Origin of the sequence: Amycolatopsis sp. NPDC051903 (genome assembly GCF_044452505.1) — a bacterium.
In the GTDB taxonomy this organism is placed as follows: domain Bacteria; phylum Actinomycetota; class Actinomycetes; order Mycobacteriales; family Pseudonocardiaceae; genus Amycolatopsis.
Genome location: NZ_JBITBT010000003.1, coordinates 313241 through 329942, shown reverse-complemented (window position 1 = coordinate 329942; position 16702 = coordinate 313241). Strand labels below are relative to the sequence as shown.

General features: G+C 71.5%; 9 protein-coding genes. 5 read left to right on the top strand and 4 right to left on the bottom strand.

Annotation, left to right across the window (positions count from 1 at the left end):
- Nucleotides 1-75: 75 nt before the first annotated feature.
- From ACIA77_RS09095 to ACIA77_RS09080, 4 genes are all read right to left on the bottom strand, one after another.
- A complete protein-coding gene (locus ACIA77_RS09095) occupies nucleotides 76-1524 on the bottom strand; it encodes an LCP family protein (RefSeq protein ID WP_395885632.1) in 1449 nt (482 codons plus the stop codon).
- A gap of 3377 nt (nucleotides 1525-4901) precedes the next feature.
- Complete coding sequence (locus ACIA77_RS09090) at nucleotides 4902-5594, bottom strand: GGDEF domain-containing protein (protein WP_395885254.1); 693 nt, start codon at nucleotides 5592-5594, stop codon at nucleotides 4902-4904.
- Nucleotides 5595-5705: 111 nt separating this feature from the next.
- A complete protein-coding gene (idi, locus tag ACIA77_RS09085) occupies nucleotides 5706-6272 on the bottom strand; it encodes an isopentenyl-diphosphate Delta-isomerase (RefSeq protein ID WP_395885253.1) in 567 nt (188 codons plus the stop codon).
- A gap of 368 nt (nucleotides 6273-6640) precedes the next feature.
- On the bottom strand, nucleotides 6641-7474 hold the full coding sequence (locus ACIA77_RS09080) for an alpha/beta fold hydrolase (protein WP_395885252.1): 834 nt from the start codon (nucleotides 7472-7474) through the stop codon (nucleotides 6641-6643).
- 381 nt (nucleotides 7475-7855) lie between these two features.
- On the opposite strand from ACIA77_RS09080, the gene ACIA77_RS09075 reads away from it, so the two are divergent.
- The 5 genes from ACIA77_RS09075 to eccCa all read left to right on the top strand — a co-directional run bounded on the left by ACIA77_RS09075 (nucleotide 7856) and on the right by eccCa (nucleotide 16671).
- A complete protein-coding gene (locus ACIA77_RS09075) occupies nucleotides 7856-8191 on the top strand; it encodes a WXG100 family type VII secretion target (protein WP_395885251.1) in 336 nt (111 codons plus the stop codon).
- A gap of 42 nt (nucleotides 8192-8233) precedes the next feature.
- A complete protein-coding gene (locus tag ACIA77_RS09070) occupies nucleotides 8234-8533 on the top strand; it encodes a WXG100 family type VII secretion target (protein ID WP_395885250.1) in 300 nt (99 codons plus the stop codon).
- A 94-nt stretch (nucleotides 8534-8627) separates the two neighbouring features.
- Entirely contained in the window at nucleotides 8628-9203 is a 576-nt protein-coding gene (locus ACIA77_RS09065) for a hypothetical protein (protein ID WP_395885249.1), read from the top strand.
- A gap of 48 nt (nucleotides 9204-9251) precedes the next feature.
- Complete coding sequence (locus ACIA77_RS09060) at nucleotides 9252-12638, top strand: hypothetical protein (RefSeq protein WP_395885248.1); 3387 nt, start codon at nucleotides 9252-9254, stop codon at nucleotides 12636-12638.
- Between the two features lie 28 nt (nucleotides 12639-12666).
- Nucleotides 12667-16671 carry a type VII secretion protein EccCa gene (gene eccCa / locus ACIA77_RS09055; protein ID WP_395885247.1) on the top strand — a complete coding sequence of 1335 codons (4005 nt, stop codon included), beginning with the start codon at nucleotides 12667-12669 and terminating at the stop codon, nucleotides 16669-16671.
- Nucleotides 16672-16702 lie beyond the last annotated feature (31 nt).

The window sequence follows — 16702 nt, the reverse complement described above, 5'->3', positions numbered from 1 at the left end:
CCTACGACGCGCCTTGTCCGAATGCCTCATCGCCGGGTGAACCGTGCGTGAACCCGGCCTAACGAATCCCGCGGCTCAGCCCGCGGTGCTGGTCTTGGCTTGGCCGGAGCCGGCCTTGGTCGTGTTGCCGGCGTCGGCGGCGGTCGTCGACGGGCCCGCGGCCTTGTCGCCGGGCAGCGGGGTGTTGTCGCGCAGGGCGTCGAAGAGCGAGTCGGTCTTCGACTCGACGAGGACCTCGTTGCCGCGCTTGTTCGCCGTGCCCGTGGTGGGCACGGTCATGAAGTTGATCTTGGACGGGTCGACTCCGCGCATCGACTGGGCGAGCGTCATCATCTGCTGCACACCCAGGTTGTCGCCGAACGTCGCCTTCGCGAACGCCGTGATGAAGTCCGACAGCTTCGCCGGGTCGAGCACCACGTCGGACGACATGACCTTCTTGAGCAGCGCGCCGATGAACGACTGCTGCCGCTTGATGCGGCCGTAGTCCGACGTCGGGTCGCCCTTCACGTGGCGGGCCCGGACGTAGTTGAGGGCCTGGTCGCCGGAGATCGTGACGTCGCCGGTCTGCAGCAGGACCTTGCCGAGCACCTCGTCGTCGATCGGCTGCTCGTTGTTGATGGTCACGCCGTGCACCGCGTCGACCATGTCCTTGAAGCCGTTGAAGTCGATGCCGACGAAGTGGTTGATCCGCAGGCCGGTGATCTTCTGGATCACCTTCGTCACGCACTGCGGGCCGCCCACGGCGTACGCGGTGTTGAGCTTCGCGATCTTCTCGCCGGACACGACCTCGTCGGTGTTCGCGGACTTCGCCGGGTCCCAGCGGTTGCAGTCGGGCCGGTCGATCTCCAGGTCGCGCGGGAACGAGACGACGACCACGCGCTTCCGGTCGGCCGGCACGTGCGCGACCATCACGGTGTCCGAGCGCGCGCCCGGGTTGCTGTCGGCGGTGCCGACGCCTTCCTCGGCCGTCGCGCCGTCGCGGCTGTCGGAGCCGACCATGAGGAAGTTCTCGTCGTTGGCCTGCGCCTCGGCGTTCTGGATGTCGGACGAGTTCTCGTCCAGCGCGGACACCTGCGTGAACTTCGCGTCGAACCAGTTCACCGCACCCCACGCGACGCCCGTGCCGATGAACACGAGGATCGCCAGCACGATGATCGTGATGCGGCCGATGCGGATGGCGCGCTCGTTGTGGCGCTGCTTCTTCTCCTGCAGCCGGGTCTGCGGCGCGCGCTCTTCGGAGTTTTCGTCCTCTTCGAGGTCTTCGGCCTTGATGGCCCGCTGGATCCCCGTGGGCGCCACGACGCGCTGCAACGCGGTACGCGTCTGCTCGAACAGGGCCGCCGGCCGCGCCGTCAGCCGCGTGAGCCGCTCGCGGCGCTTGTCCTCCTCCGCCAGCATCTCGTCGTGAGCGGCCGAGAAGCGGGCCAGGGAGTGGTCGATCTTCCTGCGGTACTGGGTGGCCTCGTCGATGGCCTCCATCTCGTCCGTCATGGTCAACGGATCGAGCTCCGACCGCGCGGGCACCCCGGCGGGCCGCGCGGGCGTGCGCCGCTGTTTCGGCGGCCGGTTGCCGTTGGTGGCGGTGCCGTCGGTGCCGCCGTTCACGGGCGGGGTCAGCTTCGTGCGCTCGCCGCCCTCTTCACCCGCCTCGGCGCCCTCCGCCGCCAGCACAGTCTCGATCGACTTGTTATTCGGCCCCGGCGCACCGTTCGCGGCTTGGCTGCCGTTTTGGCCTGGCACGCGGTCCGAGGTTTGGCTGCCGTTCGGGCCTGGCACCCGGTTCGAGGTTTGGTTGCCGTTCTGGCCCGGCATGCCGTCCGCGCCGCCCGGACCGTTGGGTCCTGGCACGGCATTGGGCCCGGTCTTGCCACTTCGCCCCGGCTTGCCATTCGGCCCGGCAAGCGCGTCCGGCCCCGGCACGCCATGGGCGCCCGTCTTGGGCCCGGGCTTGCCATTGGGGCCCGGCTTGCCGTTCGGCCCCGGAGCACCGTTGGCTCCGGGCACGCCGTTCAACCCCGTCTGACCACCGGACTTGCCATACGGCCCAACCTCGCCATTCGGCCTGGCACCATCCTCGGGCCCCGGCATGCCGTTGCGCGTTGGCACGCCGTGCGGCCCGGTCTTGCCGCTCCGCCCCGGCTTGCCATTCGGCCCGGCAAGCGCGTCCGGCCCGGGCACGCCGTTCAGCCCCGTCCTGGGACCCGGCTTACCGTTCGGACCGGCGTTGCCATGGGGCCCGGCACCGTCGTCAAGTCCTGGCATGCCGTTGCGCACGGGCATGCCACCGGGGCCCGAACTGCCATTCGGGCCGGGGTTGCCATTCGGTCCGGCACCGTCGTCGGGTACCGGCATGCCGTTGCGGGTCGGCATGCCGCCGGGGCCGGGCTTGCCGTTTGCACCGGAGTTGCCATTGGGCCCGGCAGCGTCGTCGAGTGCCGGCATGCCGTTGCGGGTGGGCATGCGGCCGGGGCCTGGGTTGCCATTCGGGCCGGGGTTGCCGTTGGGGTTGGCAACGCCGTCGGGTCCGGGCATGCCGTTGCGGGGTGGCACGCCATGGGGGCCGGTTTTGGGGCCGCGCTTGCCGTTCGGACCGAAGTTGCCATCGGGCCCGACACCGTCGTCGGGTCCGGGCGTGCCGTTGCGCGTGGGCATGCCACCGGGGCCGCGGTTGCCGTTCGGACCGGGGTTGCCATTGGGCCTGGCACCGTCGTCGAGTCCTGGCATGCCGTTGCGGGTGGGCATGCGGCCGGGGCCTGGGTTGCCATTCGGGCCGGGGTTGCCATTGGGCCCGGCATCGTCGTCGGGTCCGGGCATGCCGTTGCGGGTCGGCATGCCGCCGGGGCCGCGGTTGCCGTTCGGACCGGGGTTGCCATTGGGCCTGCCATCGTCGTCAGGTCCTGGCATCCCGTCGCGGGTGGGCATGCCGCCGGGGCCGCGGTTGCCGTTCGGGCCGTTGGGTGTGCGGTTGCCGTTCGGTCCGGCGTCAGGGCCGGGCAGGCCGTTCGGGCGGTCGGCGGGGTCGCCGCCGAGGCGGTCGCTGATCGCGTCGGGCGGGGGGCCTCCGTGGGGGCCGGGCGACGGGCGGAGGCTGTTCGGGCGTGGGCCGTCGCCATTGCCAGGCCTGGAGCCGGTGCCGTTGCGGGGCTGGGGGCCGCCGTTCTGCGGGTCGCCGGAAGGCAGATTGTGGGGGCCGGTGGCGCGGCGGCGGCCGTTCGGCGCCGGGTCGGCTGGGGCCGGGCCCAGGTCGGGGGTGCCGTGGCGGCCGGTGTCGGTGGCCGGGAGGTCGGAGAAGTCCGGGCCTTCGTCGGGGGCGTGACGGCGGCCCGTCGGGAGTGGCTGCGACGACGAATGCCGCTGCGACGGCGGCTCCGGAGCCGCGCGGCGCGGGCCGCGGGGCAGGGGCGGTTCGGGCGGCGCGTCGGCCGCGTGGGAGGCACGTGGCAAGGGGCCGCCCGCCGGCGGTGCGGCGGGCGGATCATCGTCGTCGGGGCGGGCGCGGCGGTTGCGCGGCGGCGGTTGCTGGTCGAGCTGCCGCTGGACCTGCGGCGACAGGCCACCGGGGATCGACGGCCCAGACCCCCCGCGCCGCGACCCGGAGTCGGCCGCCCGGCGGCCCCCACCCGACTCGACATCGGGCCCGGCGGCCCGGCGAGACCCGCGCGCAGCAGGGCCATCGGCTCGGCGGGAGCCAGGCGCCGGAGCGTGCCGCGAGCCGTTGTCAGCAGACAGGTGCGAGCTCGGTTCGGCGCCGAAATCGGGTGCGTCGCCGGTGGCCCGGCGGGAGCCGAAGTCAGATGAGTCCGGAGCGGCACGCCGGGCGCCGCCCGAACCGAAATCGGGTGCATCGCCAGCGGCGCGGCGCGAGCCCGGCGCGGGAGCGTGGCGCGAGCCGTTGTCCGTGGACAGGTGGGGGCTCGGTTCGGCGCCAAAACTAGGTGCATCGCCGTTGGCCCGGCGGGAGCCGGAGTCGGGTGCATCGCCGTCGGCGCGGCGCGAGCCGAAGTCAGGGGAATCCGGAGCCGCACGCCGGGCCGAACCCGAGTTGAAGTCCGGTGCATCCGCGGCGGCGCGGCGGGAGCCGGGTGCGGGAGCGTGGCGCGAGCTGTTGTCCGTGGACAGGTGGGAGCTTGGTTCGGCGCCGAAGTCGGGTGCTTCGCCGTTGGCTCGGCGGGACCCGGGTGCGGGAGCGTGGCGCGAGCCGTTGTCCGTGGACAGGTGGGAGCTTGGTTCGGCGCCGAAATCGGGCGCATCGCCGTTGGCGCGGCGTGAGCCGGGTGCGGGAGCGTGGCGCGAGCTGTTGTCTGCCGACAGGTGGGAGCTTGGTTCGGTGCCGAAATCGGGCGCGTCGCCGTTGGCACGGCGTGAGCCGAAGTCGGGTGCATTGCCAGCGGCGCGGCGGGAGCCGAAGTCGGGTGCATCCGCGGCGGCGCGGCGGGAGCCGGGTGCGGGAGCGTGCCGTGACCCGTTGTCAGCAGACAGGTGGGAGCTTGGTTCGGCACGTCGCGAGCCCGGGTCCGCGTCCTCGGTTTCGAAGACGGGGCGTTCGCCCGTGTGGCGGGCGACGACGTCGGAGACGCTGATGCCGCCTTGGGTGTCGAGGGAGCGGCGGCGGCGGGGGGTACCGCTGTCCGAGTGGCGACCGGTGCCGGGGGTGTAACGCTCGTCGGGCACTCAGTCTCCTTTCGCACTTCAGCCAACGTGTGAACCGGCGGCGGCGCCTTTCGCTCCAGCTCTCCCAGGACACGTCGTTCCCCGGGAGGATTTCGTTATCGTACGGATACCCGCCGTTCGTGACGACACCCTCCCGCGAATTTCTTCACCATGAGTCGACCTGAAAGGGCCTGAAGGGGACGAACAGGTGAAGCTCGGGTTCGGCAATGGGGAGCGCGACGGCCTTTACGTTACTCAGAGTGGGTAATGACGCGCGTCGTTTCGCGGTCGTGATAGGCGACTTTGTTGCGTCCCGCGCGCTTCGCCGCGTAGAGCAGGTTGTCGGCGCGCAGCAGTTGCCGCTGGGCGGAAACGCGGCCCGCCGGGCCGCTGGAAGCGTGCGCCAGCCCGGCGCTGATGGTGACTCTCAGTCCGGGCTGCAGTTCCGACCAGGGGTGACGAGCGACGCGCGTGCGCGCAGCGTCAACGATCCGCACCGCCCTCGACGCGTCGACGCCCGGCAGCACGAGCGCGAACTCCTCGCCGCCGTAACGCGCGCAGAAGCCGTCCGGCGGCAGCTCTTCCTGCAGGAGGTCGGCGACGCGGCACAGCACGCGGTCGCCGAGCAGGTGACCGTACGTGTCGTTCACGTGCTTGAAACGGTCGAGGTCGATGAGCGCGAGGGCGAGGCTGCGCCCCGCCGGCAGCCCGGGCAGCCGCTGGTCGAGGTACCGGCGGTTGTAACTGGAGGTGAGCGGGTCGCGCAGGCTGCCGGCCCGCGCGATGTCGAGCGCCGATCGCAGGTGCTCGTACGCGCGGCGCCAGTCACCCCGCTCGGCGAACATGCGCGCGATGGCCTCGTGCAGGCTCAGCAGATCCGGTCCGGAGGCCGCGGAGGTGCTCGCCGTGAACTCGTCTTCGGCCGCCACACCCACCTCCGCCACCTCTTGGTTGTCGTCGTAAAGGAGTGGCGTCTTGAGTCATCGGTACGCGCGAAAGCGAATATCGCTCAAGTGGACGACGAGCCCGCGGCGTTGTCACGCACCGAAGTCCCGCTATCCCAAGGCGGAAAAGGGCTTCTTGTCCTTGAGCTGCTCGAACTGGTCTTTGGCCCAGTAACTCACGTTCGCCTCATCGTCGGCCAGCAACTGTGCGTAGCCGGGCCACGAGAGCCACCGCCAGCCGCCGACCTCCTCGGGGTTCGGCTCCGGGTCGCCCTCGACCCACGCGACGAACACCGGGCAGAACTCGTTCTCCACGATCCCGTTGAACGGCGGCGTCCGGTACCGGTACTTCGGCAGCACGCACTCCAGGTCTTCGAGTTCCGGCAGCCCGATCTCGTACCGCGCGCGCCGGCGCACGGCGTCGGGCAGCGACTCGTGCGGCGCGGGGTGCCCGCACACGCTGTTCGTCCAGACGCCCGGCCACACTTTCTTGTCCAGCGCCCGTTGCGTGATCAGCAGCGCCTGGTCCGATCGGCGCAGCACGTAACACGAAAACGCGAGGTGCAGTTTCGTGTCCGCGTGGTGGCTCGCGAGCTTCGGTCCGGTCTCGCCCGTCGGTACCCCGTCCTCGGTGACGAAAACGACGTGCTCGGACTCGGGTTCGGTGATGGTGTCCACGCCACCACTGAACACCAGCGCTCCCCGTGAGGGGTACCGCGAGGCGGGTGGCCCGGCCGTTCCTCCCGTTTCGGGTGGTGGAACGGCACGGTCCGTGACGGTCGGGGCGCGCCGCTTCCCGCCTCGGGTGAACCCATCTGTCCAAAGTAGATAGACAGCGCGCCGGGCGCCCGGCGGCGAGCACCGTCCGTCACTGTCGCGCGGCCCGGGTGAACCGGCGGCCGAATCGGACCGGGCGGCCGCACCGTCCGGCGGCCGGGTCCGTGATCAGCAAAACCCGGCCCACCCCGGGTGAACGCTCTTCCGCAACGGTTCTAAATGGACAGATGTCGGCGGACAATCCCCCCGTGCCACCAAAAGCTCCTCGATCAGCGGCTGCCGAGGTGAGCCACGAGCAGCGCGGTGAGGGCCTCGGGGGCTTCTTCGGCGACCCAGTGCGACACGTCTTCGAGCATCTCGAACCGGTACGGCCCGCTCACCCAGTTGCCGGTGTCGAGCGCCGCGGTGGAGCCGAAGGCGACGTCTTCGGTGGACCAGACGTACAGCGTCGGCACGCTGATCTTGCCGATCTTCCCGCCCGGGCGGCCGGCGCGGTACCAGTTCAGCGCGGCGGTGAGCGCACCCGGTTCCGTCAGGCGCTGCACGTATTCGTCGATCCGGCTCGGCGGCACGCGGCGGTCGAAGATGTCGCGCAGCGCACGCGCTCCTTCGGCGAGCATCTTCCGCTCCGTGGCCGGAGTCGACCGCCATTCCGTCATGTACGCCGACCGCAGGTGCTGGTCCTCGTCGGTCTTCAGCGCCGCCGAAAGCGCGGCGGGGTGCGGGGTGGACACCACAGCGAGGCTGCGCAGCCGGTCCGGGTGGGCGTCGGCGGTCCACCACGCGACGGCCCCGCCCCAGTCGTGCCCGACGAGGTCGAACTTCTGCCACCCCAACGCGTCTGCCATTGCCACGGCGTCGTCCACCAGGGTAGAAATACCGTACTCCGCCGGTTGTTCCGGTCGAACGTCCGGCGAGTACCCCCGTTGGTCGGGCGCCACCGCGCGGTAACCGAGCACGCCGAGGGTCGCCACCTGGTGTTCCCACTCCACGGCGGCCTCGGGGAAGCCGTGGAGCAGCAGCACGGGGCGGCCGTCCTCCGGCCCGGAGGCGATCGCGTCGAAAGTGCCTGCTTCGGTCGGGATGCTCAGCTGCTCGATCACGGCTGGCACTCTACGGGGACGCACCGACAGTTCCGGGTCATGGCCTCTCATGCAGACCTCGGCGGAAAAAGAGGCAACGGGCCGGCCGATCCGCTCGGCTGAAGCCCCGTCTTGCTGCCTGACGTCGCGATTGTCCTGTCGATTGTCCGATTGCCCCGGCGTCCGCGACGTCGTGTCCATAAGGGAACAATGCTGCGCGCGCGGTCGGCAGCTCACTTACCGTTACCTCGCCGGCTCCGAATCAGCCTTCTCGAGCTCGGAAGTGTGAAGCGGCGTCACGGCAAATCGCGATGTTCTGTCCTCGCGGACGACTCCGTGTGGGCGGTGCAGCTTCGACTACATGTCGACAAATCGAAACACAACCAACCAGAGGAGAAGAGCATGGCTTCGCGTGACGGTGCCCATGTCGACACAACCGTGATGCGCTCCGGCGCCCAGACCATCACCAGCACCGGCGACGGCATCACGGGCGTCGACGGTCAGGTCAACTCCACCATGGAAAGCCTCTTCGGCACGTGGAGCGCCGACAGCCAGGTCAAGTTCGCCGGCGCCATGCAGGAGTTCCACGGCACGGTCAAGAAGATCGTCGACAAGCTCACCGAGCTGGCCGGGAACGTCAACACCTCGGCGAACGAGTACGACCACCGCGACTCGGACAACACGGCCACGGTCAACTCCGCGGCGGGCGCCATCGGCGGCGGCCTGCCCGGTATGTGATCGTCCCCCTCCCACTTTCGTCCGCAGGAAAGGAAAATCCTCATGGCGCTCGGCCAGTTCACGATCAACTTCACCGAGATGGGCACCACCACGGCGTCCGCGAAGCAGCAGTCGCAGCAGATCACCGAGCTGCTCGACCAGATGAAGAAGACCATCGACTCGCAGCGCGAGAGCTGGACCGGTGTCGCGGCCGACGAGTTCCAGGCCGCCTACACCTACTGCCACCAGCTGGCGCTGTCGCTGCCGCAGGCGCTCGACCACGCCGCCGCGACGCTGCAGAACATCAACGACGGCACCCACACCACCGAGCAGGGCAACGCGCAGCGCTTCGCCGTGCAGTGACGCCGGTGTCGCGGGCTCCTGGGGCGCGGCGGACCGCCTGCCGCGCCCAGGTGTCCCCACCGGGTCCGCAGACCTGAAAGGACAGTGAGCAGTCATGGCATTCGACCCCGTCGTCTTCGAATCCGCGAAGACGGTGACCGACTCCTTGCCGAACGGCACGGGGGACCACGGCCCGGCGACCACGAGCGGCGCGTTCAAGAGCCCCGGTGACCAGAACCCGCCCGACGTCCACGACCAGTGGATCCCCCAGGGCAACGTCACGACGCCGCCCGCGGTGCCCGGTGGTTCGGACCACCCCGGCAAGGGCGTCACCACGGTCAACACCGAGGCGATGAAGGTGTGGGCGAAGAACATGCAGACCCTCGCCGACGGCCCGATCAAGGACCTGCCCAACCAGCTCGACGGCATCACCGTGAAGCCGGGTATCTTCGCCACCGCTCAGAACAAGATCATCAACCCGATCGTCGGTTCGGGTGGCACGCGCGACAAGGTGCGCAGCGCCATCCAGGACCTGATCCCGGCGATGCACGACGCAGCCGAAGCCGCCAACAAGGCCGCGAAGGACTACGAGGACCGGGACGAGTTCAACAACATGGAAGTCGACAAGTACAAGACGTACTTCGGCACCGTGGACAACGAGATCAACAACGCGGGCAATTCGAAGAGCTGACCGGGCCCACGGGGGCGGCGGTCCCAGGTTCTAGGCGGACGAGGGAAGATGGGCGATTCGACCAACCCGAACAACAGCCACGGGTTCCAGGAAGACGATCACGGCATCTGGCCGGACTCCAGCAGCGGTCCGTCGGCCAACACGACCGGCGACCCCGGCAAGGACTTCGACGGGATGACGTGGAAGCAGATCGAGGCCGCGATCCTCGGCGGTGGTGCCATGACCGGCGGCCAGGACAACCTGGACCGGGCCTACGGCAACGTCAACTGGCAGTCGCTCCAGGCGGCCGCCGGCGTTTTCCAGACCACGCAGCTGAACCTCGCCGCCATCTCCCAGGCCATCAAGGACCAGTCCGCCGCCCTCGTCGGTGACGACGGGCCGTGGAAGGGCACCGCCGCCGACAACTTCAAGGTCATGACCGACAACCTGGCCGCGAAGTTCGACGCCCTCGTGCACATGATCAGCGACGGCGGAGGCGGCGCGCGCGACATCCCGACGCAGCTGGTCAACTCCGCCGCGTACCTCCAGTGGGCGCAGAACACCTTGCGCTACATCGACAGCTACTACGCCGCGCAGGTCAACGCCCGCGGCCACACGCTCAACGACGGGCGCGCGCACATCGCGGACTTCCCCGACGCCGTCGACATGATGACCAACGACATGCGCCAGGTCGGCAACACGCTGTCCGGGAAGTACAACACGTTCGCGACCGCGAGCTACGCCCCGCCGCCGCCCGGCCAGCCGCCGACGCCCGACCCGAGCAAGCTCCCGCCGCCGCCCGGTGGTGACGGTGGTGGCGGCGACGGCAACGTGCCGCCCCCGAACATCCCGCCGCCCCCCGGCGGTAGCGGTGGTGGTGACGGCGGTGGCGCCGGCGGCAACGTGCCGCCCCCCAACATCCCCCCGCCGCCCGGCGACACCGGTGGCGGCGCCGGCGGCAACGTGCCGCCCCCGAACATCCCGCCGCCGCCCGGCGACACCGGTGGCTCCGGCGGTGGGGGCACCCCGCCGCCGTTCAAGAACCTCGCCGTGTCGGACCCGAACCTCGATTCGGCCGGTGGCGGTGGCCCCGGTGGCGCGGGCCTCAACAACTTGACTTCGCCGAACCTGCCGCCGCCCCCGGGCGGGGACAACGGCGCAACGGGTGGCAACGGCCCGGGCGGCCAGAACCTCACCCCGCCGTTCAGCTCGCCCAACCTGCCGCCACCACCCGGCTCGAGCGGCGGCGGCACCAACGACCCGAAGGGCGGCGGCACCGGCAACATCAAGCCGCCGGCCTTGACGCCGCCGCCGGGCGACACCGGCGGCAACCTCGGCAACATCAAGCCGCCCGCCCTCACGCCGCCGCCCGGCGACGTCAAGGGCGGGGGCGGCCCCGGCCTGGGCGACACCGGTGGGTCCGGTGGCGACGGCGCCGGTGGCGGGCTCGGCAACATCAAGCCGCCCGCGATCTCGCCGCCGCCCGGCAGCACCGGGCTCGGGGGCAACAACCTGACCAACAACGCGCTGAACCCCGCCGACCTGCCGCCCGCCCTGCAGAACACGGGCGGCGACACCAAAGGCGGCGGGATCACGCCGCCGCCGATGGTGCCGCCGGGTGGCATGGGCGGCACCGGTGGCCTGGGCAACCAGGGCACGGACCGGCCCGACTCGTCGGGCCTGCTCGGTGGCGTGGACAAGCCGTGGCTCTCGAACATCCCGAAGGGCATCGGCGACCCGAACTCGCTCGGCGACACCCCGCCGCTGAGCCACGCTTCGTGGGCGCCGCCGCCTGCCGACGCCGGTGGTGACCCGGGCGGCACGGGTGGCGGCGGTCTCGGCGACACCGGCCTCGGTGGTGCCGGCGGTGACGGTCCCGGCTCGATCAAGGGGCTCGACTCGAGCGCCCTCGTGCCGCCGCCCGACCTGCCGGACGCGCTGACCGACCCCACCGCGAACGCGAACCACGGGCCGGCGACGGCCGGTGGCGGGACGCCGACCACGCCGATGATGCCGCCGGGTGGCACGGGCAGCGGCATGGGCGGCCTGGGCGCCAACCAGGGCACCGACCGGCCGGATTCCTCGGGTCTGCTCGGTGGCGTCGACAAGCCGTGGCTCGCGGACGTCCCGAAGGGCATCGGCGACCCCAACGCGTTTGGGGACACCCCGCCGCTCAAGGCGGCGTCGTGGGCGCCGCCGCCCGGCGCGGGTGGCGACATCGGCGACGGTGCCGGCGACGTCAAGGGCCTGGACTCCACCAACCTCGTGCCGCCGGACCTGCCGGACGCGCTGGCGGACCCGAACACCGCGAACCCGCCGGCGACGAGCGGCGGCGGGACGCCGGGGATGCCGATGATGCCGCCGGGTGGCATGGGCAGCGGGATGGGCGCCGCGAACACGGCGGCGGCTGACCGGCCCGACTCGTCGGGCCTGCTCGGCGGGGTGGACAACGCGTGGCACGCCGGCCCGTCCGCGGGTGTCGGCGACCCGAACTCGGCCGGGGACACCCCACCGTCGAAGGCGGCCGACTGGGCGCCACCGCCACTGTCCACGGTGGACACCCCGGCCGCGCCCGACGGCCCCGGTACCCCCGCGCCGCAGGTGGTCGCGGCGCCGCAGAACGGCGCCGGCCCGCTGCCCGCGGCGACGCCGGCCGGCCGGCCCGAGTCCGCGAGCCTCCTCGACGGCAGCACGCAGCCGTGGACGGGTGACCAGGCGCCGGCCGGCGAACCGGCCGTGGTCACGGACACCCCGGCCGCGACCGCGGCGTCGTGGTCCGCGCCGCCCGCCGAAACCGGGCCCGGCCCGGTGGTTTCCCCCGGTGACCAACCGGCTCCGGCTCCGTCCTCGGGCTGGGCGACGAGCGACGTCCCGGTCGTGGTGCCGCCCGTGCAGGCGGGCTGGGGCGTGGCCGGCTCACCCGCGCCGCAGAGCGGCACGCCCGCGCCGGCTCCGGCCCCGCACGCCAAGCAGGACAAGGAAGTGCCGCAGGGCGGCGTCGGTGGCGGCGAGCCGGACGAGGTGCGCATCGCCGTGGTCCAGGCCGCGGAGGTCGAGGACACCTCGGCGTGGGACACCGGCACGGAGGAGTTCCTGCCGGGCCTGCTGCCCTCGTCGCTGTTCGCGCAGCAGGAGGAGCGCGAAGACGACTTCGTGACCGACCTCGTCGAGCGCTCCGACAAACCGTGGCGCCCGGCCACCGCGGAGGAGGACACACCGCAGCTGGGGACGTACCAGCGCGTGAAGGGTGGCGACGGCGTGCCGTTCTTCGGCGACGAGATGCCCACCTGCGCCCCGGGGCCCGCCACGGAGCCGGGGGAGTCCGAAGAGGACGGTGCCGAAGCAGCTGACGGCGAAGAGGACGAGGAAGCCGAACGGACGATGGCCGACCTGCTGAGCCAGGACGAATCCGCGTGGGGCCGTCCGGCGAGCAAGCCCACGGGCGTGCTCGAGTGATGGGCCGAGCAGGGAAGGAGGTGCACCGGTGAGTACGGAAACGGTGAAGCGCGGCCCGCGGGTCGCGGGTCCGGAGCTGCCCGAGGGGCAGGAGGGCCTGCAGGAACCGCCGGTGCTCGCCGAGCCGGCGGCCCGGGACTTCAACTCGCTGCTCATGATGCTGCCGATGGGCATCGGGTCGATGGTGATGATCCTGGCGTTCTCGGGTGTCGGCGGCAGTTCGCCGATGACGTACGTGCTCGGCGGCGGCATGGGCGTGTCGATGATGGCGATGAGCCTGGGCCAGCTGTCGCGCAGTGCGGGTGAGCGCAAGCGCAAGATGAAGGCCGAGCGCCGCGACTACCTGCGCTACATCGCGCAGGTGCGGGAGCGGGCGCGGTCGACGGCGGAGCAGCAGCGGCGGGCGGTGGCGTGGAACAATCCGTCGCCCGATTCGCTGTGGTCGCTGGCGATGGGGCCGCGCCTGTGGGAGCGGCGCGTGAGCCACGACGACTTCGGGCGTGTGCGCATCGGGCTGGGCTCGCAGCAGTCGGCGCTGGAGCTCGTGCCGCCGGTGACGAAGCCGATCGAGGACCTCGACCCGCTGTCGGCGATCTCGTTGCGCCGCTTCACCGAGACGTACCGGACGCTGTCGGGCATCCCGACGGCGGTGGGACTGCGCAGCTTCACCAGCGTCGAGTTCGACGGCGACCCCGAGGCGGCGGTCGGCCTGGTGCGGGCGATGCTCGCGCAGCTGATCACCTTCCACTCGCCCGACGAGCTGCGCGTCGCCGTGCTCACGACCGAGGCCGCGCAGTCGCAGTGGGACTGGGTGAAGTGGCTGCCCCACAACAACCACCCGGCGCTGCGCGACGCGGCCGGTCCGCTGCGGCTGCTCGCGACCGACCACGACGAGCTGATGGACATCCTCGGCCCCGACGTCGCCGACCGCGACGACCACGACAAGTCGGTGGGCCCGACCACGACCGAACCGCTCGTGGTGATCGTCGCGCACCTGGCGCCGATCCCGGAGTCTTCGCGGCTGGTCGGCGCGGGCCTGCGCAACGTGGTGCTGCTCGACATCACGGGCGCGCTGCCCGGCGGACCTAAGGTGCTGCGACTGTCCACGAAGGACGATCTGGTCGGGTTCCCGGCCGGCACCGGCGTGGGTTCGGCGCTGCGCGACGAGCTGTCCGTGACGCAGGTCGAAGGCCTCGCGCGGCTGCTCGCGCCGAAGCGCACGAGCGGCACGCTGGAGATCGCGGAACAGCCGCTGGAGAGCGACTTCGGCCTCACCGCGCTGCTGAACATCAAGGACGTGCACTCGTTCGACGTTCCGGCGCAGTGGCGGCCCCGCGCCGTGCAGCGCGCGCGGATGTCCGTGCCGATCGGCGTGACCGAAGAGGGCGAGATCGTCGAGCTGGACCTCAAGGAGTCGGCGCAGGGCGGCATGGGCCCGCACGGCATGCTGATCGGCGCGACGGGCTCGGGCAAGTCGGAGCTGCTGCGCACGCTCGTGCTGGGGCTCGCGGCCACGCACTCGTCGGAGATCCTCAACTTCGTGCTGGTGGACTTCAAGGGTGGCGCCACGTTCCTCGGCATGGACCGGCTGCCGCACACCTCGGCGATGATCACCAACCTGGCCGATGAGCTGCCGCTGGTCGACCGCATGCAGGACTCGCTCAACGGCGAGCTGGTGCGCCGCCAGGAACAGCTGCGCGCCAGCGGGTACCCCTCGTTGTACGAGTACGAGAAGGCGCGCGCGGCCGGTGAGCAGCTGGCGCCGATGCCGACGCTGTTCCTCGTGGTGGACGAGTTCTCCGAACTGCTGAGCGCGAAGCCGGAGTTCATGGAGCTGTTCGTGTCCGTCGGCCGGCTGGGCCGAAGCCTCGGCGTGCACCTGCTGCTCGCGTCGCAGCGCCTGGACGAGGGCCGCATCCACCGCGTGGAGGGCCACCTGTCGTACCGGATCGCGCTGCGCACGTTCTCCTCCATGGAGTCCCGCAGTGTGATCGGCGTCGGCAGCGCCTACGAGCTGCCCTCGGAGCCGGGCAACGGTTACCTGAAGATCGACACGACGAACCTCGTGCGGTTCAAGGCCGCGTACGTCTCCGGCCCGGTGCCGGCCGGCAGCGGCGAGGCGCACGCGGACGCCGCGCGCGTGCGCCGCGAGGTGGTCCCGTTCTTCACCCAGGCGCGGCCCAGCCGCTTCATCGTCCGCGACGACGAGCCGGACCCCGCCGAGAAGAAGAAGTCCGATGTGGAGCTTCTCGAAGCGGCGGCACCCAACGGCCCGACGCTGGCGGACGTGTTCGTCGAGCGCCTCACCGGTGCGGGCCCGGCCGCGCGCCAGGTGTGGCTGCCGCCGCTGGCGGAGTCGCCGAGCCTCGACTCGCTGCTGCCCAGCGTGCTGCCCGACCCGGTCCGCGGCATGTCGGTGCAGGACCCGGCCCACTGGGGCCGCCTGCGCGTGCCGATGGGCATGATCGACCGGCCGTTCGAGCAGGTGCGCGAGCTGCTGCTGGCCGACCTGTCCGGCGCGGCCGGGCACGTCGGCGTGGTCGGCGGTCCGAAGACGGGCAAGTCGACCGTGGTGCGCACGCTCGTGCTGGCGCTGGCGATGACGCACACCCCCGAGGAGGTCCAGTTCTACGGGCTGGACTTCGGCGGTGGCGGCATCATGTCGATCAACGGCCTGCCGCACGTCGGATCCGTGGCCACGCGCCTCGAACGCGACCGCGTGGTGCGGACCATCGAGGAGATCTCGCAGGTCATGGAGTTCCGCGAGAACCTGTTCGCCGACCGCGGCGTCGAGTCGATGGAGGCCTACCGGCAGCTGCGCCGGCGCGGCCAGGTCGACGACCCGTTCGGCGACGTGTTCCTCGTGATCGACGGCTGGTACAGCCTCAAGAACGACTACAGCGAGCTGGAGCAGAAGATCGGCGAGCTGGCTTCGCGCGGCCTGTCGTTCGGCATCCACGTGGTGATCGCGTCCACGCGCTGGTCGGAGATCCGCCCGTACCTGCGCGACCTGCTGCAGACGCGGTTCGAGCTGCGCCTCGGTGACCCGATGGAGTCGGAGATCGGCTCGCGCAAGGCGAAGACGGTGCCGAACCAGCCCGGGCGCGGCCTCACGCCGGACGGCCTGCACTTCCTGGCGGCCCTGCCGCGCATGGACGGCAGCTCCGCCACCGACGACCTCGCCGCCGCGACGAAGGCCGTGGCCGAAGAGGTGCACACGTTCTGGCCGGGCCGCAAGGCGCCGGCGGTGCGGATGCTGCCGAACACGCTGCCGATCGGCGAGCTGCCCCGGCCCGACGGCGACCTGCGGATCGCGCTGGGCCAGGACGAGCAGCGACTGCTCCCGGTGTGGCACAACTTCGAGGCCACCCCGCACCTGCTGACGTTCGGCGACTCCGAAACGGGCAAGACCAACCTGCTGCGGCTGGTCCTGCGTTCGCTGCTGGCGCGCTACCAGCCGAGCGAGGCGAAGATCGTGCTCGCCGACCCCAGCCGCACGCTCGACACGGAGGTCCCGGAGGCCTACCGCGTCGGCTACGCCACCACGACGGAAGCGTTGCAGCAGCTGGCGAACCAGGCGAGCGTGTCGATGACCCCGCGCGTGCCCGACCAGTCCATCACCGCCGAGCGGCTCAAGCGCCGCGACTGGTGGACCGGGCCGCGGCTGTTCTTCGTGGTCGACGACTACCAGCTGCTCACCACCGGCCTCGGCTCGCCGCTCGACCCGCTGCTGTCGCTGCTGGCCCAGGGTTCCTACATCAGCTTCCACCTCATCGTGGCGCGCAGCACCTCCGGCGCGATGCGGGCGATGGCCGACCCGGTCATCCGCCGCCTGTGGGAGCTCGGCAGCCCGGGCGTCGTCTTCTCCTACCCCAAGGAGGAGGGCAAGTTCCTCGGCGAGGCCGCGCCGCGCACCCTGCCCGCCGGCCGCGCGCAGCTGGTCACCCGCCGCGGCGTGAAGCTCGTGCAGACCGGTTACGTGCCCCAGGGCGCGGAAGCCGGGCAGCAGCAACTGGTGGGCGGGCTCCGATGAGGACAGTTACCGAGAGGGTTACCGACGCTGC